Origin of the sequence: Streptomyces sp. NPDC050161 (assembly GCF_044460025.1) — a bacterium.
Lineage (GTDB): Bacteria > Actinomycetota > Actinomycetes > Streptomycetales > Streptomycetaceae > Streptomyces.
On the sequence record NZ_JBITJM010000011.1, the window covers coordinates 76,094 to 101,207 of the forward strand.

23 protein-coding genes are annotated in these 25,114 nt (G+C 71.5%); 15 read left to right on the top strand and 8 right to left on the bottom strand.

Annotation, left to right across the window (positions count from 1 at the left end):
* The first annotated feature begins 3 nt into the window (after nucleotides 1-3).
* From ACIBK8_RS19400 to ACIBK8_RS19430, 7 genes are all read left to right on the top strand, one after another.
* Entirely contained in the window at nucleotides 4-954 is a 951-nt protein-coding gene (locus ACIBK8_RS19400) for a helix-turn-helix transcriptional regulator (protein WP_399043072.1), read from the top strand.
* A gap of 37 nt (nucleotides 955-991) precedes the next feature.
* Nucleotides 992-1,252 carry a hypothetical protein gene (locus tag ACIBK8_RS19405; RefSeq protein ID WP_393686181.1) on the top strand — a complete coding sequence of 87 codons (261 nt, stop codon included), beginning with the start codon at nucleotides 992-994 and terminating at the stop codon, nucleotides 1,250-1,252.
* Between the two features lie 82 nt (nucleotides 1,253-1,334).
* Nucleotides 1,335-1,565, top strand: coding sequence for a hypothetical protein (locus tag ACIBK8_RS19410; RefSeq protein ID WP_393686179.1), 231 nt, complete (start codon nucleotides 1,335-1,337; stop codon nucleotides 1,563-1,565).
* A 202-nt stretch (nucleotides 1,566-1,767) separates the two neighbouring features.
* A complete protein-coding gene (gene tatA / locus ACIBK8_RS19415) occupies nucleotides 1,768-2,055 on the top strand; it encodes a Sec-independent protein translocase subunit TatA (protein ID WP_399043073.1) in 288 nt (95 codons plus the stop codon).
* A gap of 61 nt (nucleotides 2,056-2,116) precedes the next feature.
* On the top strand, nucleotides 2,117-3,094 hold the full coding sequence (gene tatC, locus ACIBK8_RS19420) for a twin-arginine translocase subunit TatC (RefSeq protein ID WP_399043074.1): 978 nt from the start codon (nucleotides 2,117-2,119) through the stop codon (nucleotides 3,092-3,094).
* 126 nt (nucleotides 3,095-3,220) lie between these two features.
* Nucleotides 3,221-6,037, top strand: coding sequence for a DEAD/DEAH box helicase (locus ACIBK8_RS19425; RefSeq protein ID WP_399043188.1), 2,817 nt, complete (start codon nucleotides 3,221-3,223; stop codon nucleotides 6,035-6,037).
* A 136-nt stretch (nucleotides 6,038-6,173) separates the two neighbouring features.
* Nucleotides 6,174-6,539, top strand: a complete 366-nt coding sequence (locus ACIBK8_RS19430; protein ID WP_399043075.1) for an L-rhamnose mutarotase — start codon at nucleotides 6,174-6,176, stop codon at nucleotides 6,537-6,539.
* A 38-nt stretch (nucleotides 6,540-6,577) separates the two neighbouring features.
* Here ACIBK8_RS19430 and ACIBK8_RS19435 read toward each other — a convergent pair whose 3' ends face one another.
* The 4 genes from ACIBK8_RS19435 to ACIBK8_RS19450 form a co-directional block, all read right to left on the bottom strand.
* Nucleotides 6,578-7,336 carry an SRPBCC domain-containing protein gene (locus ACIBK8_RS19435; RefSeq protein WP_399043076.1) on the bottom strand — a complete coding sequence of 253 codons (759 nt, stop codon included), beginning with the start codon at nucleotides 7,334-7,336 and terminating at the stop codon, nucleotides 6,578-6,580.
* A gap of 3 nt (nucleotides 7,337-7,339) precedes the next feature.
* Nucleotides 7,340-7,972 carry an ArsR/SmtB family transcription factor gene (locus tag ACIBK8_RS19440; RefSeq protein WP_399043077.1) on the bottom strand — a complete coding sequence of 211 codons (633 nt, stop codon included), beginning with the start codon at nucleotides 7,970-7,972 and terminating at the stop codon, nucleotides 7,340-7,342.
* A 245-nt stretch (nucleotides 7,973-8,217) separates the two neighbouring features.
* The gene (locus tag ACIBK8_RS19445) at nucleotides 8,218-9,072 is read right to left on the bottom strand and encodes a siderophore-interacting protein (protein WP_399043078.1); all 855 of its coding nucleotides are present in this window, start codon (nucleotides 9,070-9,072) and stop codon (nucleotides 8,218-8,220) included.
* 50 nt (nucleotides 9,073-9,122) lie between these two features.
* Nucleotides 9,123-10,037, bottom strand: coding sequence for a 5'-3' exonuclease H3TH domain-containing protein (locus tag ACIBK8_RS19450; RefSeq protein ID WP_399043189.1), 915 nt, complete (start codon nucleotides 10,035-10,037; stop codon nucleotides 9,123-9,125).
* A 228-nt stretch (nucleotides 10,038-10,265) separates the two neighbouring features.
* Between ACIBK8_RS19450 and ACIBK8_RS19455 the strand changes: the two genes are divergently transcribed.
* From ACIBK8_RS19455 to ACIBK8_RS19470, 4 genes are all read left to right on the top strand, one after another.
* Entirely contained in the window at nucleotides 10,266-11,405 is a 1,140-nt protein-coding gene (locus tag ACIBK8_RS19455; protein ID WP_399043079.1) for a glycine betaine/L-proline ABC transporter ATP-binding protein, read from the top strand.
* Nucleotides 11,398-14,007, top strand: a complete 2,610-nt coding sequence (locus tag ACIBK8_RS19460) for an ABC transporter permease/substrate binding protein (protein ID WP_399043080.1) — start codon at nucleotides 11,398-11,400, stop codon at nucleotides 14,005-14,007. The genes ACIBK8_RS19455 and ACIBK8_RS19460 overlap by 8 nt, the downstream gene beginning before the upstream one ends.
* Before the next feature lie 236 nt (nucleotides 14,008-14,243).
* Nucleotides 14,244-14,699 carry a hypothetical protein gene (locus ACIBK8_RS19465; RefSeq protein ID WP_399043081.1) on the top strand — a complete coding sequence of 152 codons (456 nt, stop codon included), beginning with the start codon at nucleotides 14,244-14,246 and terminating at the stop codon, nucleotides 14,697-14,699.
* 38 nt (nucleotides 14,700-14,737) lie between these two features.
* The gene (locus tag ACIBK8_RS19470; RefSeq protein ID WP_399043082.1) at nucleotides 14,738-15,472 is read left to right on the top strand and encodes a helical backbone metal receptor; all 735 of its coding nucleotides are present in this window, start codon (nucleotides 14,738-14,740) and stop codon (nucleotides 15,470-15,472) included.
* Between the two features lie 24 nt (nucleotides 15,473-15,496).
* Here the strand turns inward: ACIBK8_RS19470 and ACIBK8_RS19475 are convergent, their stop codons facing one another.
* The 3 genes from ACIBK8_RS19475 to ACIBK8_RS19485 all read right to left on the bottom strand — a co-directional run bounded on the left by ACIBK8_RS19475 (nucleotide 15,497) and on the right by ACIBK8_RS19485 (nucleotide 18,587).
* Nucleotides 15,497-16,198 (bottom strand): gamma-glutamyl-gamma-aminobutyrate hydrolase family protein, encoded by a 702-nt coding sequence (locus tag ACIBK8_RS19475; RefSeq protein WP_399043083.1) that lies wholly within the window; start codon nucleotides 16,196-16,198, stop codon nucleotides 15,497-15,499.
* A 65-nt stretch (nucleotides 16,199-16,263) separates the two neighbouring features.
* The gene (gene eat, locus ACIBK8_RS19480) at nucleotides 16,264-17,736 is read right to left on the bottom strand and encodes an ethanolamine permease (RefSeq protein WP_399043084.1); all 1,473 of its coding nucleotides are present in this window, start codon (nucleotides 17,734-17,736) and stop codon (nucleotides 16,264-16,266) included.
* A gap of 119 nt (nucleotides 17,737-17,855) precedes the next feature.
* Complete coding sequence (locus ACIBK8_RS19485) at nucleotides 17,856-18,587, bottom strand: FadR/GntR family transcriptional regulator (protein ID WP_399043085.1); 732 nt, start codon at nucleotides 18,585-18,587, stop codon at nucleotides 17,856-17,858.
* 73 nt (nucleotides 18,588-18,660) lie between these two features.
* On the opposite strand from ACIBK8_RS19485, the gene ACIBK8_RS19490 reads away from it, so the two are divergent.
* The 4 genes from ACIBK8_RS19490 to ACIBK8_RS19505 all read left to right on the top strand — a co-directional run bounded on the left by ACIBK8_RS19490 (nucleotide 18,661) and on the right by ACIBK8_RS19505 (nucleotide 23,601).
* Entirely contained in the window at nucleotides 18,661-20,028 is a 1,368-nt protein-coding gene (locus ACIBK8_RS19490; RefSeq protein ID WP_399043086.1) for a glutamine synthetase family protein, read from the top strand.
* An 11-nt stretch (nucleotides 20,029-20,039) separates the two neighbouring features.
* A complete protein-coding gene (locus tag ACIBK8_RS19495) occupies nucleotides 20,040-21,410 on the top strand; it encodes an aldehyde dehydrogenase family protein (protein ID WP_399043087.1) in 1,371 nt (456 codons plus the stop codon).
* On the top strand, nucleotides 21,407-22,192 hold the full coding sequence (locus tag ACIBK8_RS19500; protein WP_399043088.1) for a 3-oxoacyl-ACP reductase: 786 nt from the start codon (nucleotides 21,407-21,409) through the stop codon (nucleotides 22,190-22,192). The genes ACIBK8_RS19495 and ACIBK8_RS19500 overlap by 4 nt, the downstream gene beginning before the upstream one ends.
* Before the next feature lie 95 nt (nucleotides 22,193-22,287).
* A complete protein-coding gene (locus ACIBK8_RS19505) occupies nucleotides 22,288-23,601 on the top strand; it encodes a haloacid dehalogenase-like hydrolase (RefSeq protein WP_399043089.1) in 1,314 nt (437 codons plus the stop codon).
* Between the two features lie 40 nt (nucleotides 23,602-23,641).
* Here the strand turns inward: ACIBK8_RS19505 and ACIBK8_RS19510 are convergent, their stop codons facing one another.
* Complete coding sequence (locus tag ACIBK8_RS19510; RefSeq protein WP_399043090.1) at nucleotides 23,642-24,859, bottom strand: amino acid deaminase/aldolase; 1,218 nt, start codon at nucleotides 24,857-24,859, stop codon at nucleotides 23,642-23,644.
* Nucleotides 24,860-25,114 lie beyond the last annotated feature (255 nt).

Genomic DNA, 25,114 nt, shown 5'->3' on the forward strand with positions numbered 1-25,114 from the left:
CCCATGGCTACCAACGCGATCGACCAGACCCGCCGGATGCTGTCCCTGGTGACGTATCTGCGTGAGCGCCCCGGCGCGCGCGTCGGCGACGTCGCCCGCGCCTTCGGGATCACCGAGGACGAGCTGATCGCCGACCTCGACGTGCTGCCGATGTGCGGGACGAGCTTCCGCGGCGGCGATCTCCTCGACATCGACACCGACGGCGACCGGATCTGGTGGCACAACCCCGACGACGTCGCCGAGCCGCTGCGGCTGGCCGCCGACGAGGCCACCGCGCTGCTCGTCGCCGCCCGCGCCGTGGCCACTCTCCCCGGGCTGCGCGAGGGCGACCGGCAGGCACTGCTGCGCGCCACCGCCAAGCTGGAGGCGGCGGCGGGCGAGGCGGCCGGAGCCAGCTCCCGGCTCTCGGTGACCTTCGAGTCCGAGGGCGGTGTCTTCGCCGACGTGGACCGCGCCATCGCCGAACGGCGCCGGCTGTGGCTGCGCTACTACTCGCCGGCCCGCGACGAGCTGACCGAGCGTGAGGTGGACCCGATCCGGCTGTTCGCCGTCGGCCACACGTACATGGAGGCGTGGTGCCGGCTCTCCGAGGCCCGGCGCACCTTCCGCCTCGACCGGGTCGCCGAGATCAAGCTGCTCGACGCGCCCGCCGACCCGCCGCCCGTCGAACTGCGCGACCTCTCGGAAGGGCTGGTCCAGCCGGCGGCCGAGGACCCCGAGGTCACCATCGAGGTCGGGCCCGGGGGCCGCTGGGTCGCCGAGTACTACCCGCACGACAGCGCCGACGAGTTGCCGGACGGCGGGCTGCGCATCACGCTGCGCACCCCCGACCCGGCCTCGCTCCGCAGGCTGGCGCTGCGCCTCGGCCGCGACGGCCGGATCGCCGCGCCCCAGGACCTCGCGGACAGCGCGCGGCACGCCGCGGCCAAGGCGCTCGCCGCGTACGGCGAGTGAGCGCGGCGCCGCGCGAACCGTAAGGAGGCAGCGAAGGATGACGACCACGATGGCGACCGGAACCCTGGCCCACCCGACCTCTCCGGTGCTCTTCAAGGCGGCCTGCCCCGACTGCCGGGGCCGCTTCGAGCTGGCGTCGGACGCCTTCCGGCTGGCCATCGGTGCCAGCAGCCGCACCACGTTCTACTCCTTCACATGCCCCGACTGCGGTCGCGCGGTGCGCAAACCGGCCGGTGAGCGGATCATCGAGCTGCTCACCGGCGGCGGGGTGCGGACCCTGCGGCTGCACATCGGCTGACCCCCGCGCCCGACCGGAACCGGACGGTCCGGTGCGGTACGACACCGGCGGAATCCCCTCGCACCCCCGATAGGCTCGCCCCATGCTCTGGCCCATGATCGCTATCGCCCTCGGCTTCCTCGGCATCGCCGTGCTCGGCGTCCTCGCCGTCCGCGTCTTCGTCGAAGTGCGTCGGCTGGCCCGCCAGGTGGGCACGGCGTCGGAGCGGATCCAGCGGGCCGCGCAGGATCTGGAGCGGGCCGCGACCCCGCTCGCCGCCGCCGCACCCGCGGGAAAGCGGAACGAACGGCAGGGAGATCGGGCGGGGGGTTGACGGGACGCAGGAGCCGTACGCATGGACGGTAGGCTGGGGTGCGCAGGGCCGGAGAGCGCGGCGCGGCCCGTGTCCGGAAGTGCGCACAGGGGTTGCCGTACGTTCACCCGTGAGCGCTACGATCACTGGAAGCACGGCGGGCGGACGGTGTCCGGCCAAGTCAGGTAGTCCCTCAGCCGCCTCGGTGAGAAGGTAATTGCTTATGTTTGGAAAGTTCGGTTGGCCCGAGCTCGTTTTGATTCTCGTCGTCGTGATTCTTCTGTTCGGCGCCAAGAAGCTTCCCGACATGGCCCGCTCACTCGGTAAGTCCGCCCGCATCCTCAAGAGCGAGGCCAAGGCGATGAAGGCGGAGGGCGCCAAGAAGGACGAGGCCCCCGCCGACCCGCCGCAGGACGACACACAGGCCGCACCCCGGACCATCAAGGCCGCACCCGGCGATGTGAGCAGTTCGCGACCGGTCAACGAGACCGATCAGACCGCGAAGCGCTGACCGAGGGCCTGACTGCGACGGCGGCAGGGCCGCTGCGCGCTGCATGAGATGAGGACGAGGGTTGCTGAAGTCTGCCCCCAAAAAGCAGAAGCGGGAGAGGGATCCCGAGGGCCGCATGCCCCTCGTGGAGCACCTGCGTGAGCTGCGGAACCGGCTGGCCAAGGGAATCCTGGCGATCATCGTCGCGACGATCGTCGCCGCGTTCTTCTACGAAGCGATCATCAACGTCTTCACCAAGCCGGTCCTGCAGACGGTGGGCTGCGACTCGCTCTTCACCGACCTCGCCAAGCAGGAAAAGGGTTCGCGCTGCGCGAGCATCGTGATGATGGACCTCCTCGGTCCCTTCACCCTCGCGCTCAAGGTGTCCCTGGTGGCCGGTGTCATCCTGTCCGCGCCGGTCTGGCTGTACCAGCTGTGGGCCTTCCTGGCCCCGGGGCTGCACCGCAACGAGAAGAAGTACGCGCTCGGCTTCGTCGGCGTCGGCTTCCCGCTCTTCCTGGCCGGCGCGTACTTCGCCTACCAGGTGCTGCCGACCACGGCGAAGGTGCTCATCGGCTTCACGCCTGAGGGTGTCGGCAACCTCCTGACGCTGGACAAACTGCTCGACCTGATCCTCCGCATGGTGATCGTCTTCGGCCTGTCCTTCGAGCTGCCGCTGCTGCTGGTCATGCTCAACTTCGCCGGCATCCTCACGGGTAAGCGGATGCTCGGCTGGTGGCGCGGCATGATCATGGGCATCACCGTCTTCTCGGCCATCGCCACACCGAGCACCGACCCGCTGTCGATGCTCCTGCTGGCCGTGCCGATCTGCGTGCTCTACTTCGCCGCGGTGCTGGTTGCGCTGTCCAACGACGCCAGGCGGCGCCGGCGGACCGAGACGCAGCCCGACGACGACGAAGCATCCGACCTGGACCTGACGCCGGAGAGCATCGGCGAGATGGAGCCGGTGGCCGCGCCCGGGGAGCTGACGGAGCGGGGCAGCGACGGGGACGGCGAATCCGGCGGGCGGCGCCGCGGGGATCTCGACGACGTGACGTGACGGGTCCGCGCGACCCGGCCGATGCGCCCTGACCTGACCGGGAGCGCGGACGGCCGGGGCGCGGGCCGGGCGGCCGGGAAATTTTCCGGTCGGCTGTCAGAGGTGGCCGGTAGGCTCGTGAGCACGATGACCGAGGACATGTCCCCTGCTGAGCGCTATGCCGCCGCCAAGCTCCGTGCGGCCGAGCAGGCCACCGCACTCGCCCCTTTCCGAGAGATGTACGACTTCGCCCTGGATCCGTTCCAGATCGATGCCTGCCGGGCCCTGGAAGCCGGGAAGGGCGTGCTGGTCGCCGCCCCCACCGGATCGGGCAAGACGATCGTCGGCGAATTCGCCGTCCACCTGGCCCTCCAGCAGGGCCGCAAATGCTTCTACACCACGCCCATCAAGGCGCTGTCCAACCAGAAGTACCAGGATCTGGTGCGGCGTTACGGCGCCGACAAGGTCGGCCTGCTGACCGGCGACAACAGCGTCAACTCCGAGGCGCCGGTGGTCGTGATGACCACCGAAGTGCTGCGCAACATGCTCTACGCGGGCTCCCGGTCGCTGATCGGACTCGGCTATGTGGTCATGGACGAGGTGCACTACCTCTCCGACCGCTTCCGGGGTGCCGTCTGGGAAGAGGTGATCATCCATCTTCCCGAGTCCGTGACCCTGGTGTCACTGTCGGCCACGGTCTCCAACGCCGAGGAGTTCGGCGACTGGCTCGACACCGTCCGCGGTGACACCGAGGTCATCGTCTCCGAGCACCGCCCGGTGCCGCTGTGGCAGCACGTCCTGGCGGGCCGGCGGATGTACGACCTGTTCGAGGAGCGGGACGGGCAGGGCGGTGGCCGCCGCGAGGTCAATCCCGATCTGGAGCGGCTGGCCAGGATCGAGAACAGCCGGCCCACGTCGGGCAAGGACAAGCGGCGCGGTCGCAATATGCGCGAGGCGGACCGCGAGCGTGAGCGGCGGCAGCGCAGCAGGATCTGGACCCCCAGCAGAGCCGAGGTCATCGACCGTCTCGACAACGAGGGCCTGCTGCCCGCGATCACCTTCATCTTCAGCCGCGCCGGGTGCCAGGCGGCCGTCCAGCAGTGCCTGTACGCGGGCCTGCGCCTCAACGACCAGGAGGGCCGCGAGAAGGTCCGCCGCATCGTCGAGGCACGCACCGCCGGGATCCCCGACGACGACCTTCACGTGCTGGGCTACTTCGAGTGGCTGGAGGGCCTGGAGCGCGGCATAGCGGCGCATCACGCCGGCATGCTGCCGACCTTCAAGGAGGTCGTCGAGGAGCTGTTCGTCCAGGGTCTGGTCAAGGCCGTCTTCGCCACCGAGACGCTGGCGCTCGGCATCAACATGCCCGCGCGGTCCGTGGTCCTGGAGAAGCTCGTCAAGTGGAACGGCGAGCAGCACGCCGACATCACGCCGGGCGAGTACACCCAGCTCACCGGCCGGGCCGGGCGGCGCGGGATCGACGTCGAGGGGCACGCCGTGGTGCTGTGGCAGCGCGGCATGAACCCGGGTGCGCTGGCCGGGCTCGCGGGGACGCGGACGTACCCGCTGCGTTCGTCCTTCAAGCCGTCGTACAACATGGCGGTCAACCTCGTCTCGCAGTTCGGCAGGCACCGCTCGCGTGAGCTGCTGGAGATGTCGTTCGCCCAGTTCCAGGCGGACAAGTCGGTGGTCGGCATCTCGCGGGAGGTGCAGAAGAACGAAGCGGGCCTGGAGGGGTACCGCGCCTCGATGACCTGTCATCTGGGCGACTTCGAGGAGTACTCCGCCCTGCGGCGGAAGCTGAAGGACCGCGAGACGGAGCTGGCCAAGCAGGGCGCGGCCCAGCGGCGGGTGGCGGCTGCCGCGGCGCTGGAGAAGCTCAGGCCGGGCGATGTCATCCACGTGCCGACCGGCAAGTACGCCGGGCTCGCCCTGGTGCTGGATCCCGGCATGCCGTCCGGCCGCACCGACCGGCACCGCGGCTACGAGGCGCAGGACGGCCCCAGGCCGCTGGTGCTGACCGCCGAGCGGCAGGTCAAGCGGCTGGCGTCGATGGACTTCCCGGTGCCGGTGGAGGCGCTGGACCGGATGCGTATCCCCAAGTCCTTCAACGCCCGCAGCCCGCAGTCCCGCCGCGATCTGGCCTCCGCGCTGCGCACCAAGGCCGGTCACCTCGTCCCGTCCCGACACCGCAAGCCGCGCTCGGAGGCGATCGACGACAAGGAGATCGCGCGGCTGCGCAAGGACATCAGGGCGCACCCCTGCCACGGCTGCGACGAGCGCGAGGACCACGCCAGGTGGGCCGAGCGGTATCACCGACTGCTACGGGACACCCGCCAGTTGGAGCGCAGGATCGAGGGGCGTACGAACACCATCGCGCGCACCTTCGACCGGATCTGCGCGCTGCTGACCGAGCTGGACTACCTGGAGGGCGACACCGTCACGGACGAGGGCCGCAGGCTGGCCAGGCTCTACGGCGAGCTGGACCTGCTGGCCAGTGAGTGCCTGCGGGAAGGCGTCTGGGAGGGCCTCGGACCTGCGGAACTGGCCGCCTGCGCCTCGGCGTTGGTGTTCGAGGCCCGTCAGGCCGACGACGCGACGGCGCCCAAGCTGCCGGCCGGCCGGGCGCGGGACGCGCTGGGGGAGATGGTGCGCATCTGGGGCCGGCTGGACGCGCTGGAGGAGGACCACAAGATCAGTCAGGCGGAGGGGGTCGGCCAGCGGGAGCCGGACCTCGGGTTCGCCTGGGCCGCCTACCGCTGGGCCTCCGGCTTCGGGCTCGACGAGGTGCTGGTCGAGGCGGACATGCCGGCCGGTGACTTCGTCCGCTGGTGCAAGCAGCTGATCGACGTGCTCGGCCAGATCGCGGCGGCGGCGCCGCCCGGCGGCACGGTCGCCCGTACCGCGCGCAAGGCCGTGGAGGGTGTGCTGCGCGGCGTGGTCGCGTACTCGTCCGTCGGCTGACGCCTCTGCGCCCGGCGCCCGTCCTTCCGGTATCCGGAGGGGCGGGCGCCGTTGTGCGGACCCGTCGGGCCAGGTGTGACCGGCCGCCGCGCGAGGTACGCAACGGGTGCCGGACGCAGCGGAGACGGGAGCGGACATGACGCACAGCGCGGGCAGCGACGCCGGGGGCGGGGCACGGATACGGCGCTTCGGGAAGGTGATCAGGCTCCGTCCCGAGCACCGCGAGCGATATCTGCGGCTGCACGCCGAGGCGTGGCCCGCGGTCCTCGCGACCCTCACCGCCTGCGGCCTGCGCAACTACTCGATCTTCCTGGAGGGCGATCAGCTCTTCTCGTACGCCGAGTACGTCGGCGATGACTACGCGGCGGACATGGCCGCCATGGCCGCCGATCCCGCCACCCAGGAGTGGTGGAAGCTGACCGACCCGTGCCAGGAGCAGACCGCGGGCGCGGTGCCGGGGGAGTGGTGGACGCCGATGCGGGAGATCTTCCACCACGACTGAGCGGTGGTCAGGGGCGGGCGCACCGCCCGCCCCGCCGGTCAGCCGGTCGTGGCGCCGGGTGCGTACAGGCCGTCCACCCAGTTCCGCCAGGCGGTCCGGGTCTGCTCCGGGTCGGGGTGCGGGGCGGCGTGCGGGGAGTCGTCGGCGAAGAGGTGGAGGGAGATGCCGACCGGATGGCCGAAGGCGTTGCGGCCGAAGAAGCGGTAGAGGCCGTGGTCGGTGCGCAGGCCCAGGAAGTGGTCGGTGCGGTAGTCGACGACCGTGTCGAGGGGCTCGGCGCCGGGGAGTTGGACGCGCAGCCGGTCGCCTGCGGTGACCGTGCCGGTGACGCCGAGTGCGCCCAGCAGGAGGGTGAACGCGTCGGGGGTCTGTGAGCTCTGCGGGCCCGGCACCTCGATGAAGGTGGCAGGACGGCCGCCGAAGTACCGCAGGTACTGGCCGAGGGTGTGCAGGTAGAAGTCGGTGTGCAGGGCGACGCCGTCGTACTGGTCGTCCCAGTCGGACGCGTCCAGGACGCCGCTGTGGACGTAGCGCAGCACGGCCGTACCGCCGTCGCGGGCCTCGATCAGGTACTCCAGCGCGTTGAACCAGCCGTCGTCGCCCGTGGCATGGACCGCGAAGCGGCGCGGCGGATCCCAGGCGGTGACGCCGTCGTCCTCGGGGGTGTGGCCGCCGACGGCGGGGACGTCCTCCTTGGGGAACATCCACGCGCCGGTGTCCGCGGTCACTGCGGCGAACACCTCTTCGGGTGTGGCCGGCAGTACGACCTCCCGGCGGATCTCGAATTCCTTGCCCATGGGTTACTCCTCGGTGGACGGCTGATCCGGCGCGGACGGCGGTGTGGGGCCGGGGTGCCGGGTGATGCTGGGGTGCAGGGCGATGACGAGCCGGTGCGGGCGGCCCCCGGAGGCGTGCTCGTCGTGGTATTTGGCCGCCAAGTGGCGTACCGACGCGCTCAGTTCCTCGGCGAAGGCCGCCCGGTCGGCGGCCGACGCGAAGCGGATCTCCCCGTCGACGGCGAAGGTCGCCAGCCGCTGGTCGGCGGTGCGGGCGCGGCGGATCAGCTCGCCGGTCTCGCGCACCAGCCGGGCGGCGAGGGCAAGCAGCCAGCGGGCGGACAGCGGGTCGGGCGCGCGCGCCGGATCGGGGGCCACCGCGGGCAGGGCGGCGGGTGAGATCACGTAGGAGGCGGCCGTGGCCTGCATGATCCGTTCGGTGACGTTGCCCTTGCGGCGCTCCTCGACCAGCTCGATCAGGCCGTGCCGTTCCAGGGCGCGCAGGTGGTAGTTGACCTTCTGGCGGGACAGTCCGGCCGTCGCGGCCAGGGTCGTCGCCGAACCCGGTGCGGCCAGGGCGGCCAGCAGCCGCGCGCGCACCGGGTCGAGCGAGACACCGGCGGCGGCCGGGTCGTCGATCACTGCTACATCGATCACCCCATCAGAGTGCGACCGAAAATAATTATTGTCAAGGAGTGGGATGTTGTCGGTGTGGGGTGGTGGGTGAGGCTCCGGTCGGCCGGCTCACGGAGAGCGTGGTGGTCGGCACGGTGCTACGTGGTGCTCACGGCCATGCGCCGGCTCGTGCACATGGAGGCGTCGGCGCATGCATACGGCGATGGCACCCGCTGAGGGGTGCCATCGCCGTAGGGGGGTGACGGGCGGTCAGGGACCGCCGTGCTTCAGGATGCGGCAGCCGCGGTCTCCTGCTCGGCCTCGACCTGCTGGTTCCAGTCCCGCTTGGACGCCTGCCAGCCGTCCTCGTCATGGCCGTTGCGCCAGTAGCCGGAGATCGACAGCGCCTCGCGCGGGATCTCCCGCTCGACCCGCAGCAGCCGCCGCAGCTCCTTGACGAAGCCCGCCTCGCCGTGCACGAACGCCTGCACCTGCCCGGCGGGGAAGTCCAACGCGCTGACGGCGGCGACCAGTTCGCGGCCCACGGGGGCGTCGCCGCGGTGCAGCCAGGTGATCTCCGCGCCGGCCGGTGCGGACAGTTCCTGCTGCTCGGCGGGGTCGGCCACCTCGATGAAGGCGTGCACCGGCACACCGGCGGGCATCCGGGCGAGCGAGGCCGCGATGGCGGGCAGCGCGCTCTCGTCTCCGGCGAGCAGGTGCCAGTCGGCCGTGGCCTCCGGGACGTACGCGCCGCCGGGGCCGAGGAACAGCAGCTCATCGCCCGGCTTCGCGGCGGCGGCCCACGGCCCGGCCAGCCCCTCGTCACCGTGCACCACGAAGTCGACGGCCAGCTCGCCGGTCTCGGCGTCCCAGGAACGGACGGTGTACGTACGGGTCTTGGGCCACTGGTCGCGCGGCAGCTCGGCACGGATCTGCGTCATGTCGAACGGCTCGGGGTAGGAGATGCCGGGCAGCGGGAAGACCAGCTTGATGTAGTGGTCGCTGTAGGCGCCCGCCGCGAACGCGGCCAACCCCGTGCCGCCCAGGACGACGCGCACCATGTGCGGGGTCAGCTGCTCGGTGCGCCGGACCTCGGCGCGGTGCAGCGTCTGCTTCTTGCGGGCCGGTCGCTCTGCTGCCACGGCTGTCTCCCCTGACGCGATAATGAGTTAGGTATACCTAACCTAACAGCTCATGCCCGGAGTGTGTCGAGCAGCCGTTGCAAAGATCCCCCCAAACCCCACTGGGCGGCGAGCGCTTCCAGCCGCTCGGGGTCGGCCGGTTCGCGGGGCAGCGCCTGATCGACGTCCGGGATCCCGACGTCGGTGGCCACCCGTACGACGGTCGGGGCGACGGCGAGGTACGGCCGGGCGTCCGTCAGGCGCTTGCGCTGGACCGGGGTCAGCTTCGATGCCGGATCGTCGGCCGCCGCCATGATCCCGGCGAGGTCGCCGTACGCGTCCAGCAGCTTGGCGGCGGTCTTCTCGCCGATGCCGGGCACGCCGGGCAGCCCGTCGCTCGGGTCGCCGCGCAGCAGCGCCAGATCGGCGTAGCCGGAGCCGTCCACCCCGTACTTCTCGCGCAGCAGCGCCTCGTCGGTGATCTGGAGGGTGCCGACGCCCTTGAGCGGATAGAGGATGCGGACGCCGCGCCGGTCGTCGACGAGCTGGAAGAGGTCGCGGTCGCCGGTGACCACGTCCACCGGCCCCGCCGCCCGGCCGGTGAGGGTGCCGATGACGTCGTCGGCCTCGTAGCCGGCGGCGCCGACCCGGGCGATGCCCAGCGCGTCGAGGACCTGCTCGATCACCGGAACCTGCGGGGACAGGGTGTCGGGGATCTCCTCCTCGTCCGGCCCGGGGGATCCGGCGGGGGCCTCCGTGGCGACCCGGTGCGCCTTGTAGGAGGGGATCAGGTCGACCCGCCACTGGGGGCGCCAGTCGAAGTCCATGCAGGCGACCAGGTCGTCGGGGTGATGGTCCTGGACGAGCCGGGCGATGAAGTCCAGCAGCCCGCGCACCGCGTTGACCGGGGTGCCGTCGGGTGCCTTGACCGAATCCGGTACGCCGAAGTAGGCGCGGAAGTAGAGGGAGGCGGTGTCGAGAAGCATCAGGCGTCGAGTCACATCTCGCATGATGCCCCATACCTCAAACGCCCCATGGATGTGAAGTGGATCACGGCACGGTTTGAGCCAGATAAAGAGGGGCAGGCGCGCACCCGGAGAGGACCCGGTAAGCGCTTCAACTTTTTTACCGGTAAAGGCGGGCGGATCCCGTTCCGCTCCACGACCTGCCTACGGGGGTGGCAGGTCGTTTCTCGTGCAACAAGAGAGGTGTATGTGTCCAGGCTTCAAGCCGAGCACCTGTACATGGTGTTCGGAAGACGACCGAAGGACGCGGTGCGCAGGCTCGAAGACGGAGCCGACCGCGACGAACTGCGCGCCGAGGGCACGACCGCCGCGGTGATCGACGCGTCGATCGAGGTGGACGAGGGCCAGATCTTCGTCGTCATGGGTCTGTCCGGGTCCGGTAAGTCCACGCTGCTGCGGACCCTGAACGGGCTGCTGGAGCCGACCGCGGGAACCGTACGGTTCGACGGCCAGGACCTGACCTCGCTCAGCGACAAGGAACTGCGCAAGGTCCGCTCCGAGAAGATCTCCATGGTCTTCCAGCACTTCGCGCTCTTCCCGCACCGCAGCGTGCTGGAGAACGCCGCCTACGGCCTTGAGGTGCAGGGCGTCCCGCGCGCCGAGCGCGAGAAGCGCGCCTACGAGGCGCTGGAGCTGACCGGCCTCAAGGGCTGGGAGAAGTCCTGGCCCGACGAGCTGTCCGGCGGCATGCAGCAGCGCGTCGGCCTGGCCCGCGCGCTGGCCACCGACGCGGACCTGCTGCTGATGGACGAGTCCTTCAGCGCGCTGGACCCGCTGATCCGCCGGGACATGCAGGACCAGCTGCTGGAACTGCAGAAGACCCTGAAGAAGACCATCGTCTTCATCACCCACGACCTCAACGAGGCGATGCGCCTCGGCGACAAGATCGCGGTCATGCGGGACGGCCGGATCGTGCAGATCGGCAGTGCCGAGGACATCCTCGTCACCCCGGCCAACGACTACGTCGCCTCCTTCACGCAGGACGTCGACCGCACCCGGGTGCTGACCGCGGGCGCGATCATGACCGACGTGGACGAGGCGCTCGGCGGCACGGCACCGGACGGCACGAAGCTCGCCACCGCCGGTGACCTCCTCGCCGCCGCCCCCGCGACGGTCGGCCTCGACACCCCCATCGTCGACCTGTTCACCCCCTGCTCCACCAGCACCGTCCCGGTCGCCGTCACCGACAAGGCGGGCGAGCTCGTCGGCGTCGTACGGGCCGACCGGCTGCTGGCCGTCCTCGGTGAGGGCGGCGACGAGACGGCCCCGGCCGCGGTCCCCGCCCCCGCGGACCACGACACCAAGGGCAAGGTGATCACCGGTGCCTAGAGTTCCCATAGGCAGCTGGGCCAGCGACGCCGTCGACTGGCTCACCGCGCACGTCTCCTGGCTCTTCGACTTCGTCACGACCGTGCTGAACGGGTTCTACACCGGGATCCACGCGGTCCTGGCCGGGCCCGAACCGCTGATACTCGCCGGCATCTTCGCGGTCATCGCCTGGTGGCTGCGGGGTCTGCCGGCCGCGCTGCTGACGTTCATCGGCTTCGCGCTGATCGACTCGATCGAGCAGTGGGACGAGACCATCTCGTCACTGTCGCTCGTCCTGGTGGCCTGCATCATCACGATCGCGGTCGCCGTTCCGCTCGGCATCTGGGCGGCCCGCAGCCGCGCCGTCGGCGGGGCGCTGCGTCCGGTACTCGACCTGATGCAGACGATGCCCGCGATGGTCTACCTGATCCCCGGCATCCTCTTCTTCGGGCTCGGCGTCGTCCCCGGCATCGTGTCCACGATCGTCTTCTCCATGCCGCCCGCGGTCCGCATGACCGAGCTGGGCATCCGGCAGGTCGACGAGGAACTGGTCGAGGCGGCCGAGGCGTTCGGCACGCACCCGCGGCGCACGCTCTTCCGCGTGCAGCTGCCGCTGGCGCTGCCCACGATCATGGCCGGTATCAACCAGGTCATCATGCTGGCGCTGTCCATGGTCGTCATCGCCGGTACGGCCGGCGGCGGCGGACTCGGCGGTTCCGTCTACAACTCGCTCAGCTCCGTCGACGTGAAGCTGGGCGCCGAGGCCGGTCTGTCGGTCGTCATCCTCGCCGTGTACCTGGACCGGATGACCGGTGCGCTCAACCAGCGGGTCTCGCCGCTCGGCCGGCGTGCCCTGGCCAAGGCGCAGGCCGCGCTCGGCGGGCTGAAGTTCCTGCGCTGGAAGCCCGCCACCTCGCTCGCGACCGTCGGCGTCGTCGTGCTGGCGCTGGTCGCCGGCGGGATGGGCTACTTCAACAAGAGCGGCGGCAACGGCACCGGCGGCAGCGACGGCGACGGCCGCTCGATCAGCCTGGGGTACGTCAACTGGGACGAGGGCCGCGCCACCACGTACCTGTGGAAGGAGATCCTCGAACAGCGCGGCTTCAAGCCCAAGCTCCAGGCGCTGGACGCGGGACCGCTCTTCGCCGGTCAGGCCCGCGGCGACATCGACGTGCAGTCCAACGCCTGGCTGCCGACGACGCACGAGACGTACTGGAAGAAGTACAAGGACCAGCTGGAGGACCTCGGCGCCTGGTACGACAAGACGTCGCTGGAGATCGCGGTCCCGTCGTACATGAAGGACATCAAGTCCCTCGACGACCTCAAGGGCAAGGGCGGCGAGTTCAAGGGCAAGATCACCGGCATCGAGCCGGGCGCCGGCGAGATGAAGATCCTCAAGGACAAGGTCCTCAAGGACTACGGCCTGTCCGGCGAGTACTCCGTGCAGGACTCCAGCACCTCGTCGATGCTCGCCGAGCTGGACCGCTCCATCCGCGCGAAGAAGCCGATCGCGGTCACCCTGTGGTCCCCGCACTGGGCGTACAACAAGTACGACCTCACCAAGCTCAAGGACCCCAAGGGCGCCTTCGGGTCCGGTGACAGCCTGCACATGCTGGGCCGCAAGGGCTTCTCCAAGGACGAGCCGCAGGTCGCCCAGTGGATGAAGAACTTCCACCTGGACGAGGAGCAGCTCACCAGCCTGGAGAACGAGATCAAGCAGGCCGGCAACGGTCACGAGCAGGACGGCGTGCGCAGCTGGCTCAAGAAGAACCCGGGTCTGGTCGACAAGATCGCCCCGTCCAGCCACGTCTCCTACGCCAAGGGCAAGGACGCAGGCAAGGCCCCGGAGATCGGCTACCCGGCGTGGGACGAGGGCATCGCCACCACGTACCTGTGGAAGAACGTCCTGGAGAAGCGCGGCTACCGGCCGAAGCTGCACAACCTCGACGTCGGCCCGATGTGGACCGGCCTGTCGACCGGGCAGATCGACGTGGAGACCGACGGCTGGCTCCCGGTCGCGCAGAAGCAGTACTGGGACAAGTACAAGAAGGATCTCGTCGACCTCGGGCCCTGGTACGACAAGACCTCGCTGGAGCTCGCGGTGCCGTCCTACGTCAAGGACGTCAAGACCCTCGACGACCTGGCGAAGCACAAGGACGAGTTCAAGGGCAAGATCATCGGGATCGAGCCGGGTACCGGCGAGATGAAGCGCCTCAAGAGCACCGTCGCCCCCGCGTACGGTCTGGAGGACTTCCAGGTCACCGAGGCCGGGACCAGCGCCATGCTCGCCGAGCTGCAGCGGGCCTACCAGAAGCGGGAGCCCATCGCGGTCGTCCTGTGGTCCCCGCACTGGGCGTACAGCAAGTACGACCTGACCAAGCTCAAGGACCCCAAGGGCACCTGGGGCGCCAACAACCACATCAAGACGATCGGCAACAAGAGCTTCCCCGAGAAGTTCCCCGAGTTCGCCGGCTGGTTGAAGAACTGGAAGATGACCCCCGATGAGCTGAGCTCCCTGGAGAAGGACATCCAGGACGCCGGCAAGGGCAACGAGGACAAGGGCGTCCAGAAGTGGATCGACGCCCACCCGGGCATCGTCGACAAGATGGCCCCGGTGAAGTAGCCCTCAGCGGCACGCACTTCACGACGGCGAGCCCCGCCCCCGGCATCCGGCCGGGAGCGGGGCTCGCCGCATGCCGGGCCCGCGCCGCGACCGGCTCCGCCGTCACCCGGCCGGTCCGTCCGATGGCGTAAGGCCGCCGTCCCCGCGTCGCGCCGCCCGGCGCCCGGTGGTGTGCTCGAAGGGCGCCGGTTCCTTCTGCACGGCCACCGGGGCCGTGGCCGGCGCGGGAGAAGACCGTGAGACCAGCGCACATCTCCGCGGCCGTGCTGTCCGCCGTCGCCGCCCTGACGCTCTGCGCCCCCGCCGCTTCGGCGCGGGTCGTCCCGGATCCGATGGCGGCCGGTGAGCGGGTGACCGTCGGCGACGACGGGCGGTGCACGGGGGAGGGGACGGCGCGGGCGCGGTCGACGCTGTTCGGCACCGTGCCGCTGCGGCCTTCGGACCGGGGCAGGGCCGGGGTGGCGACCGTCGCGCGCGGCGCCACGGCCGGCCGCTACACCGTCACCGTCGACTGCGGCGCGGGCGGCCCGCGCCACACCGAGACGGTCACCGTGCGCGGCGTCAGGACCGCGGGGATGAGCGTGACGCAGGCGGCCGGCGGCCTGGCCCTGCTGGTCCTGGTGGGCGGCGCGGCCCATGTGCTGCGCCGCACCCTGAAGACGTATCTGTGGGACGCGCGCCGGGGCACGTAACGGGTGTCCCGCAGGCGGCAGTTGCGTACCGTGGGGCCATGACCGGTCACAGTTCCCCGCGCCGGGTGGTGTCCCTGGTGCCCTCGCTCACCGAGTCGGTGGCCGCCTCGGCGCCGGATTTGCTGGTCGGGGCCACCGACTGGTGCAGCCACCCGGAGGGCCTCGACGTCGTCCGCGTCGGCGGCACCAAGAACCCCGATACGGCCCGTATCGCCGCGCTCGCCCCCGATCTCGTGCTGGCGAACGAGGAGGAGAACCGCCCGCAGGACCTCGACGCGCTGCGGGCCGCCGGTCTCGACGTGCTGGTCACCGAGATCCGCACGCTGGACCAGGCGCTGAGCGAGCTGGACCGGGTGCTCGCCCGCTGCGGACTGCCGCGTCCCGACTGGCTGGACGCGGCCGGGGACGCCTGGCGCGGACTGCCGCCCCGGGCCGCGGAGTCGACCGCGATCGTGCCGATCTGGCGGCGGCCCTGGATGGTGCTCGGCCGTGACACCTTCGCCGGTGACCTGCTGGCCAGGATCGGCGTCCGGCAGCTCTACGCCGGGCACGCCGAGCGCTATCCGCGGATCCCGCTGCCCGAACTGGCCGCGAGCGGCGCCGACCTGGTCGTGCTGCCCGACGAGCCGTACCGCTTCACGGCCGACGACGGCCCCGAGGCGTTCCCCGGGCTGCCCGCCGCGCTGGTCAGCGGGCGCCATCTCACCTGGTACGGACCGTCGTTGGCGACCGCCCCCGAGGTGCTGTCGGCCGCGCTGGGCGCGGCCCGCTGACGTCCCGGCGGCCGTCGGCCTGCCTCAGCGCGCCGCCGACCGCTCGCGCGCCGCGGCCACCAGCGCCGCCATCAGCCGGTCGTCGTCGCCCGCCTCCGGGTGCCACTGCACGGCGAGCGTGAACGCCCGCGCGTCCGGCAGCTCCAGGGCCTCCACGGTGCCGTCGTCGGCATGCCCGGAGGGGAGCAGCCCGCGCCCGATCCGGTCCACGGACTGGTGGTGGTAGGTCGGCACGGACACCGGCTCGGGCAGCACCGCGGCGAGCGCCGTCCCCGGCACCGGCTCGACCGCGTGCCGCTCGAAGACGCCGGGCGGCCCGGCGTGCCCGTCGAGGTGCTGGACGAGGGTGCCGCCCCGCAGCACGTTGAGCAGCTGGAGGCCGCGGCAGACGCCGAGCAGCGGTACGCCGCCGTCCAACGCCGCCTCGATCAGGGCCAGTTCCCAGGTGTCCCTGGCCTCGTTGGGCGGCCCGGTCCTGGGGTGCGGATCGGCGCCGTAGCGGGCCGGTGCCACGTCCGCGCCGCCGGCGATCACCAGGCCGTCCAGCCGGGCGACGGCGCCGGCCGCGGCCTCGGCGGTGTCGGGCGGCAGCAGGGCGGCGAGCCCGCCCGCGCGCTGGACCATCCGGTGGTAGCCGGCGGGCAGCACCGCGGCGGGCAGCGTCCACACGCCCCACCGTGCCTCGTCCTCCAGGTAGGTGCTGATGCCGATGAGCGGCCGGGACATCGGGTCCTCCGTGCGTGGGTGCGGGTCGGTACGGGTGCGGGGTGGCCGGGGGCGGCCGGACGGTGTCAGTCGCGGGTCAGCTCGGCCTCGGCGGCGGCCAGCGCGGCGAACTCCTCCTCCGGTGCCGCGGCCACCAGCCGGTGCCGTGAGTAGCAGGCGAAGTAGGCGAGCGCCACGACGTACACGCCGAGGGCGATGAGCGCGGCGTCCTTGTCGACCAGGAACGTCGCCACCAGCGCGGAGCAGGCGAGCACGAAGGCGACGGACGAGGTGAGCATGCCGCCCGGGGTGCGGTACGGGCGGTGCAGGGCGGGCTCGCGGCGGCGCAGCACGAGGTGCGAGAGCGCCATCAGGGCGTAGGAGATGGTGGCGCCGAACACCGCGACGTTCAGCATGCGGGCGCCGTCCCCGGTGGCCGCCGCGAGGCCGAAGCCGAGCGCGCCGGGAACCAGGAGGCCGAGGTAGGGCGCCTTGCGGCGGCTGGTCAGGGAGAGGAAGCGGGGCAGGTAACCGGCCCGGGAGAGGGCGAACAGCTGCCGCGATCCGGCGAAGATCAGCGAGAAGAAGGACGCCACGAGCCCTGCCAGGCCCGCGTAGTTGACGATCCGGCTGACGGTCGTCGGCTCGCCGTGCGGCTGGAGCGCCTGCACCAGCGGATCGCCCACGGACTGGATCGCCGCCGAGCCGCGCGCGCCGGTCGCCGCGGTGAAGGTGATCAGCGCGAGCAGCAGCAGGACACCCATCGCGGCGGCCATCGCCTTCGGCAGCACCCGGGCCGGGTCCTTGGTCTCCTCGGCGGCCAGCGGCACCCCTTCGACGCCGAGGAAGAACCACATGCCGAACGGGAACGCGGCCCAGATGCCCAGCACGCCGAACGGCAGCCAGGAGGATGCGCCGAACGCGCCCTCCCGGACCGGGATGTCGTTGAGTGCGTCCACGTGGAAGTCGCTGAGCGCGGCCAGCGCGAAGACGAGCAGCGCGGCCACGGCGACGGCGGTGACGACCAGGCTGAAGCGCAGCGCCTCGCCCACGCCCCACAGGTGGATCCCGATGAAGAGCACGAAGCAGGCGAGGTAGACGGGCCAGCCGGAGTGCAGGCCGAACAGGCCGAGGGATTCGACGTAGTCGCCGATGAAGATCGAGATCGCGGCCGGCGCCAGGACGTACTCGATGAGGATCGCCGTGCCGGTCAGGAAGCCGCCCCAGGTGCCCAGCGCGCGCCGGGCGAAGCCGTAGCCGCCGCCCGCCGTCGGCAGGACCGAGGCCAGCTCCGCGAGGGCGAAGACCAGGCAGGTGTACATCAGGCCCATCAGGACGGCGGCGATGGCCAGGCCGCCGAAGCCGCCCTGGGCCAGGCCGTTGTTCCACCCCGAGAAGTCGCCGGAGACGACGTAGGCGACGCCCAGGCCGGTGAGCAGCAGCGGTCCCGCGCTGCCGCGGCGCAGCGAACGGCGCGCCAGGTAGGTGTCGTCGGTGGATGTCCCGCCGCCCGGGGAGGTCACGGGCGGTGCGCTCTGCGATTCCGTACTGTCGGCCATCAGCCGCTCCTGCCTCGCCGTGGGTGCTGCGGACCGGTGCGGATCCGAAGCAAAGGTTCAGCGGCATACCTTTGCCGGGTTCTTCGCTCCCGCGCAAGACCTGTGCGGTTACGGACCGGTTACCCGGCCGGTCCTGTCAGGAAGCCGCGCAGCAGTGCCGCGGTGCCGCCGCAGTGTTCACGCGCCACCTCGCGCGCCCCGTCCGCGTCGCCGTCCAGGACCGCTTCGACCAGGACGCCGTGCTGGGTCTGCGAGTGTTCCAGGTTGCGCACCAACAGCGGGATGCAGTCCAGCAGTTCGTTCACGCTCGCCCGCACCGCAGCGTACTGCGCCGCGAGCGAGGGGGAGCCGGACAGCTCGGCGAGGGTGAGGTGCAGCATCGTGTCGCACCTGCGGTAGTCGGTGAGCGGCGCGTCCCCGGTGGCGGCCAGCGCGTCCCGCAGCCGGGTGCCCTGCTCGTCGGTCAGGCCGTGGCTCGCGCACAGGCCGGCCGCGCCGGACTCCAGCACCTCGCGGAAGCGCAGGGTGTCCTCGACGTCGATCCGCTCGATCCGGCGCCGCAGCCCCGCCTCGCCCGGTCCTGCGGTGCGCACCCGGACGAAGGTGCCGCCGTAGCGGCCCCGCCTGCTCTCCACCAGGTCCTCGTCCTGGAGCACCTTCAGCACCTCGCGCAGGGTCACCCGGCTGATGTGCAGCCGCTCCGCCAACTCCCGCTCCGCGGGCAGCCGTTCGCCCTGCGGTACCAGGCCGAGCCGGACGACCTGGAGTATCTGCTCCAGCGCCTCCTCGAAGCCGTTGCCCGCCCGCACCGGCCGCAGTACGGGTGCCAGCCGGTCAGCCGCACCGTCCATCTCAGCCCCTTCCCAAGCAATGGTTCATGTGCATACCTTATGACCTCCGGATGCAGCGACAGGAGGCAACACCGTGGCACACCGCACGCCCCCGCTCTCCGTCGAAGAGCTGAAAATGCTCGTCGACGCCGGGGAGATCGACACTGTCGTCCTCGCCTTCACCGATATGCAAGGGCGCCTCCAGGGCAAGCGGTTCGCCGCCCGCTACTTCCTCGACACCGTCCTGGAGCACGGCACCGAGGGCTGCAACTACCTCCTGGCCGTGGACGTCGACCTCAACACCGTCGAGGGCTACGCCATGTCCTCCTGGGAACGCGGCTACGGCGACTTCGCGATGCACGGCGACCCCGCCACCCTGCGCCGCACCCCCTGGAACCCCGGCACCGCCCTGATCACCGCCGACCTCGCCTGGCACGACAACTCACCCGTGGTCGCCTCCCCGCGGCAGATCCTCCGCCGCCAGCTCGACCGTCTCGCCGAGCACGGCTGGCGCGCGTACGCGGGCACCGAGCTGGAGTTCATGGTCTTCAAGGACACCTACGAGGACGCCTGGTCGCGCGGGTACCGGCAGATGAACCCCGCCAACCAGTACAACGCCGACTACTCCGTCCTCGGCACCGGCCGGGTCGAACCGCTGCTGCGCCGCATCCGCAACGAGATGGCCGCGGCCGGGATGACCGTCGAGTCCGCCAAGGGCGAGTGCAATCTCGGCCAGCACGAGATCGTGTTCGTCTACGACGAGGCGCTGGCCACCTGCGACCAGCACAGCATCTACAAGACCGGCGCCAAGGAGATCGCCGCCCAGGAAGGCATGTCGCTCACCTTCATGGCGAAGTACGACGAGCGCGAGGGCAACTCCTGTCACATCCACCTCTCGCTCCAGGACGCCGACGGCCGGCCGGTACTCGCCGACGAGGACGGCCCGTACGGCATGTCCCGCATCATGCGGCACTTCCTCGCCGGCCAGGTGGCCGCGATGCGCGACTTCACGCTCCTCTACGCGCCCAACATCAACTCCTACAAGCGCTTCCGGCCCGGATCCTTCGCGCCCACCGCCGTCGCCTGGGGCCCCGACAACCGCACCTGCGCCCTGCGGGTGGTCGGCCACGGCCGCGCGCACCGGCTGGAGAACCGGCTGCCGGGCGGCGACGTGAACCCCTACCTCGCCGTCGCCGGCATGGTCGCGGCCGGCCTGTACGGCATAGAACACGAGCTGGAACTCCCCGACGCCACCACAGGCAACGCCTACACCGGCGACGCCGCACACGTCCCCACCACGCTGCGCGAGGCCGCCGAGCTGTGGGAGCACAGCCCGATCGCCCGCGCCGCCTTCGGCGACGAGGTCGTCGACCACTACCGCCACATGGCCCGCGTCGAACAGGACGCCTACGACGCGGCCGTCACGGACTGGGAGCGCTTCCGCTCCTTCGAGCGCATGTAAGGAACCGTCACGTGCTGCACGAGCTGGACATCATCAACCCGGCGACCGAGGACACGGTGGCCACCGTCCCCACCACCTCGCCCGCCGAGGTCGACGCCGCGGTCCGGCGGGCCGCCGCCGCCCAGGAGAAATGGGCGGCCCTGCCGCCCGGCGACCGGGCCCGCCTGCTGCGCCGCTTCGCCGATGTCGTCGACACCCACATCGGGCCGCTCGCCCAACTCGAACTCATCGAAGCGGGCCACCCGTTGGGCAACGCCACCTGGGAAGCGGGCAACGTCCGCGACCTGCTGCACTACGCGGCCGGGGGAGTGGAACGCCTGACCGGCAGTCAGATCCCGGTCGCCGGCGGCATCAACGTCACCTTCCAGGAACCGCTCGGCGTCGTCGCCGTCATCGCCCCCTGGAACTTCCCGATGCCGATCGCCGCCTGGGGCACCGCCCCCGCCCTCGCGGCCGGCAACGCCGTCCTCCTCAAGCCCGCCGAGACCACCCCGCTCACCGCGCTGCGGCTCGCCCAGTACGCGCTGGACGCCGGGCTGCCCGAAGGGCTCTTCCAGGTCCTGCCGGGCGAGGGGCCTGTCACCGGCACCGCGCTGGTCGACCACCCCGGCGTCGCCAAGGTCGTCTTCACCGGCTCCACCACCACCGGACGGCAGATCGCCGCCCGCTGCGCCGCGCAGACCAAGCGCCTCACCCTCGAACTCGGCGGCAAGAGCCCCAACATCGTCTTCGCCGACGCCGACATCGAGGCAGCCGCCGCAGCCGCCCCCGGCTCCTTCCTCGACAACACCGGACAGGACTGCTGCGCCCGCAGCCGCATCCTCGTCCAGCGCACGGTCTACGACCGCTTCATGGAGCTGCTGGAGCCCGCCGTCAAGGCGTTCACCGCGGGCGACCCCGCCGACCCCGCCACCGACATGGGCCCGCTGATCTCCGCGGCCCAGCGCGAGCGGGTACGGTCCTACGTCCCCGAGGGCGCCCCCGTCGCCTTCCGCGGCGAGGCCCCCGAGGGCAAGGGCTTCTGGTACCCCGCCACCGTCCTGGAGGGCAGGCCCGACGACCGCAGCGCGGTGGAGGAGATCTTCGGCCCGGTCGCCGTCGTCCTGCCCTTCGACGACGAGGCCGACGCCGTCCGCATCGCCAACGCCACCGACTACGGCCTGTCCGGCTCCCTGTGGACGGGCGACGTCGGCCGCGCGCTGCGCGTCTCGCGCGCCGTCGCGGCCGGCAACCTCTCCGTCAACTCCCATGCCAGCGTGCGCTATTCGACCCCCTTCGGCGGGTTCAAGCAGTCCGGGCTCGGCCGTGAACTGGGCCCCGGCGCGCTGGCCGCCTTCACCGAGACCAAGAACGTCTTCATCAGCACCGAGGAGAGCAAGTGACCGACCAGACCCCCGTGTGCCGCCGCCTGGTGGGCCGTACCGCCGTGATCACCGGAGCCGGCAGCGGCATCGGCCTGGCCACCGCCCGCCGGCTGGCGTCCGAAGGCGCCCACGTCGTCTGCGCCGACATCGACCCGGTGGCGGGCAAGGCCGCAGCCGACGAGGTCGGCGGCCTCTTCGTCCAGGTCGACGTGACCGACGCCGAGCAGGTCGAGGCGCTCTACAAGGCCGCGTTCGACACCTACGGATCCGTCGACATCGCCTTCAACAACGCCGGCATCTCCCCGGCCGACGACGACTCCATCCTCACCACCGGGCTCGACGCCTGGAAGCGCGTCCAGGAGGTCAACCTCACCTCCGTCTACCTCTGCTGCAAGCACGCCCTGCCCTACATGCAGCGCCAGGGCCGCGGCTCCATCATCAACACCGCGTCCTTCGTCGCCGTGATGGGCGCCGCCACCTCGCAGATCAGCTACACCGCGTCCAAGGGCGGCGTGCTGTCCATGTCCCGCGAACTGGGCGTGCAGTTCGCCCGCGAGGGCATCAGGGTCAACGCGCTGTGCCCGGGGCCCGTCAACACCCCGCTGCTCAAGGAGCTGTTCGCCAAGGACCCGGAGCGGGCCGCGCGCCGCCTCGTGCACGTGCCGGTCGGCCGGTTCGCCGAGCCCGAGGAGATCGCCGCCGCCGTCGCCTTCCTCGCCAGCGACGACTCCTCCTTCGTCAACGCCGCCGAGTTCCTCGTCGACGGCGGCATCGCCGGGGCGTATGTCACACCCGTGTGACCTGCCTCGATAAGGTCGCATGATCACACCGGGGCCGGTACCGCAGTGGTGCCGGCCCCGGTGTCCTCCTGCCCCCTCTGAACAACGGAGTTCTCATGCGCCACAGGCACGCCCTCGCCCTGGGCCTCACCGTGACCGCGCTCCTCGCCGGCAGCGTGCCGGCGACCGCGGCCACCCCGACCCGCTCCGCCGCCCAGGACACCGCGGCGGCCCGGCCGGGCACGAACTGCCCGCAGCTCTCCAGAGACCTGCCGTGGTACGGCCACAACCGCGCCAAGCTGCAACGCGCCATCGACGAGCGCGGCACCTGTAGCCACCCCGGACTCGCCCACGGCCACGGCCGGGCCCCCGTCGCCGCGTTCGACTGGGACAACACCATGACCAAGAACGACGTCACCGACGCGACGATCAACTGGTCCCTGCGGCACGACAAGATCCTGCGCCCCGCCCGCTGGAGCGACACCAGCAAGTGGCTCACCCCCGAGGCCGACCGCGCCCTCACCACGGCCTGCGGCACCTCCGTACCCGTCGGCAAGCCGCTGCCCACCTCCACCGACGCCGACTGCGCCGACGAGATCCTGGAGATCCGCGGCGAGGGGAAGACCATGAGCGGCGCGGCGGCCTTCGCCGGCACCTGGAACCACCGGCGCACGGTGCCCCAGTACGCCTGGGTGCCGCAGCTGTTCGCCGGCCACACCGACGCCGGAATCCGCCGGATCGCCGCCGCCGGACGCAAGGCCGCGCTCGCCGCGCCCGTGGGCAGCACCGTGAAGATCGGCACCCACACGCTCCCCGCCTACGTGCGCTACTACGAGCAGCAGAAGGACCTGGTCCGCACCCTGCGCCGGGCCGGCTTCGACGTCTACATCGTCTCCGCCGGATCCGAACCCGTCGCCGAGGTCTGGTCCCGGTCCGTCGGCTTCGACCGCGCCCACACGATCGCGATCCGCAGCGTCATGAAGAACGGCAAAATCACCTACGGCATGCAGGGCTGCGGTGACGTGCCCACCGGCCAGGGCGAGGCGATCCCCTACATCGACGGCAAGCGCTGCTTCATCAACCAGGAGATCTTCCACATCAAGGGCGCCGAAGCCTGGCGCAAGCAGGACCCCGCGCACCGCATCGCGCTCGGCGGCGGTGACGCCGACACCGACGTCACGTTCGTCAACGACGCCACCAGCGCCCACCTGGCCATCAACCGCAACAAGACCGAACTGATGTGCCGCGGCTACGACAACGCCGACGACCGCTGGGTGATCAACCCGATGTTCATCGAGCCGCTGGGCCGCAAGTCCGGCGCCTACCCCTGCGCCACCGAGGGCTACACCAACACCGACGGCGTCCCCGGTCCGGTCCGCCGCCCCGACGGCACCGTCGTGCCCGACCAGCACGACCGCATCCACGCCTGACCCCGCAGCGCGGGCCGCGCCGACGCCGCGCGGCCCGCGCTCACAGGAACGTACGCCCCTCGCCCCGGTACGTCGGCACCGTCTCCACCACCCGGTCGCCCGCGACCAGATGCAGCCGCGCGAACCGCTCGCACAGCTCACCGGCCTTCGCGTGCCGGAACCACACCCGGTCGCCGATCGGCAGCAGGTCGGCCGCCGCCCCCAGCAGCGGCGTCTGCACCTCGCCCGCACCCTCCTGCGGGTCGTAGCGCAGCCCCGCGGGCAGATGCGGCTCCGGCAGCCGGTCCGCGCCCGCGGCGCCCGACGCCGGATAGCCGCCGCCCAGCACCGTCACGACACCGGGCCCCGGACGGCGCACGACGGGCTGCGCGAACAGCGCCGCCGGACGCCCGCTGAACGAACGGAAGTTGTCGAACAGACGCGGCACGTACAGGCCCGAACCGGCCGCGATCTCGGTGATCGCCGCCTCCGCCGCCGTGTGCTGCACACTGCCGGTACCGCCGCCGTTGACGAACTCCAGGCGCGGCGCCACCGCCCGCACCGCCCGTACCGCCTCCCAGCGCCGCTGCGCCAGCTCCTTGCGCGCCGCCGCCTGCATCACCCGCACCGCCCGCGAGAACACCGGCTTGCCGGACACCTCGTCGCCGACCCCCGCCACGTGCCCCTCGTACGCCATCAGCCCCACCAGCCGGAACCCGGGGCGGGTGGCCACCACGCGGGCCAGTTCGGCCAGTTGGGACGGCCGGCGCAGCGACGACCTGCGCGCCCCGACCCGGACCGCGCCGCCCATCAGGCGGTACGAGGTGTCGAGCTCCAGGCACACCCGGACCTCCGCGCCGCGGCCGGCCGGACGGGACGCGTCGATCAGGTCCAGCTGCGCGGGGTCGTCGACCATCACCGTCACCGCAGCGGCGAGCCCGGCGTCCGAGGTCAGCTCGCCGAAGGCCGTGCGGTCCGCCGACGGGTACGCCAGCAGGATGTCGGTGAATCCCGAACGCGCCAGCCACAGCGACTCGTCGAGGGTGAAACTCATGATCCCCGCGAAGCCGTCGCGCGCCAGCACCCGCTCCAGCAGCGCCCGGCAGCGCACCGATTTGCTCGCCACCCGGATCGGCTTGCCCTTCGAGCGGCGCACCAGATCGGCGGCGTTGGCGTCGAAGGCGTCCAGATCGACGAGGGCCAGCGGAGCGTCGAGGTGCGCGGTCGCCCGGTCGTAACGGGCTTTGTCGCCATACGCGTCGGCGGGGTAGTGGGACATGGCGGCAGCCTGCCAGAGACGCCTACCACTGGGTAGGGGGGAGATAGCGACAGAACGGACACGGGGTTGGAGGCCCGCCCGCGCCAGCCCGTAGAGTGGCGGTACGCCGCAACCAGCAGGTCAGCGGCGGTTTGTGTGGATACGGACCACCTTGCCCCGATTGTTGGTCGGGTGCGGGGAGAGCGGCGCGAGGGGGCGCGGGTGAGCACCGAGGCCGACTGTGCCGGAACGCGGAACACCCCTCCGATACCCCCG

Bases quoted from the DNA above. Each gene is read 5' to 3' on its own strand.
- ACIBK8_RS19430 (WP_399043075.1), top strand. From the start codon at position 6,174: ATGACGCACAGCGCGGGCAGCGACGCCGGGGGCGGGGCACGGATACGG.
- eat (WP_399043084.1), bottom strand. From the start codon at position 17,736: ATGGCCGACAGTACGGAATCGCAGAGCGCACCGCCCGTGACCTCCCCG.
- ACIBK8_RS19470 (WP_399043082.1), top strand. From the start codon at position 14,738: ATGACCGGTCACAGTTCCCCGCGCCGGGTGGTGTCCCTGGTGCCCTCG.
- ACIBK8_RS19400 (WP_399043072.1), top strand. From the start codon at position 4: ATGGCTACCAACGCGATCGACCAGACCCGCCGGATGCTGTCCCTGGTG.
- ACIBK8_RS19485 (WP_399043085.1), bottom strand. From the start codon at position 18,587: ATGGACGGTGCGGCTGACCGGCTGGCACCCGTACTGCGGCCGGTGCGG.
- ACIBK8_RS19425 (WP_399043188.1), top strand. From the start codon at position 3,221: ATGACCGAGGACATGTCCCCTGCTGAGCGCTATGCCGCCGCCAAGCTC.
- ACIBK8_RS19410 (WP_393686179.1), top strand. From the start codon at position 1,335: ATGCTCTGGCCCATGATCGCTATCGCCCTCGGCTTCCTCGGCATCGCC.
- ACIBK8_RS19435 (WP_399043076.1), bottom strand. From the start codon at position 7,336: ATGGGCAAGGAATTCGAGATCCGCCGGGAGGTCGTACTGCCGGCCACA.
- tatA (WP_399043073.1), top strand. From the start codon at position 1,768: ATGTTTGGAAAGTTCGGTTGGCCCGAGCTCGTTTTGATTCTCGTCGTC.
- ACIBK8_RS19475 (WP_399043083.1), bottom strand. From the start codon at position 16,198: ATGTCCCGGCCGCTCATCGGCATCAGCACCTACCTGGAGGACGAGGCA.
- ACIBK8_RS19505 (WP_399043089.1), top strand. From the start codon at position 22,288: ATGCGCCACAGGCACGCCCTCGCCCTGGGCCTCACCGTGACCGCGCTC.
- ACIBK8_RS19405 (WP_393686181.1), top strand. From the start codon at position 992: ATGACGACCACGATGGCGACCGGAACCCTGGCCCACCCGACCTCTCCG.
- ACIBK8_RS19510 (WP_399043090.1), bottom strand. From the start codon at position 24,859: ATGTCCCACTACCCCGCCGACGCGTATGGCGACAAAGCCCGTTACGAC.
- ACIBK8_RS19450 (WP_399043189.1), bottom strand. From the start codon at position 10,037: ATGCTTCTCGACACCGCCTCCCTCTACTTCCGCGCCTACTTCGGCGTA.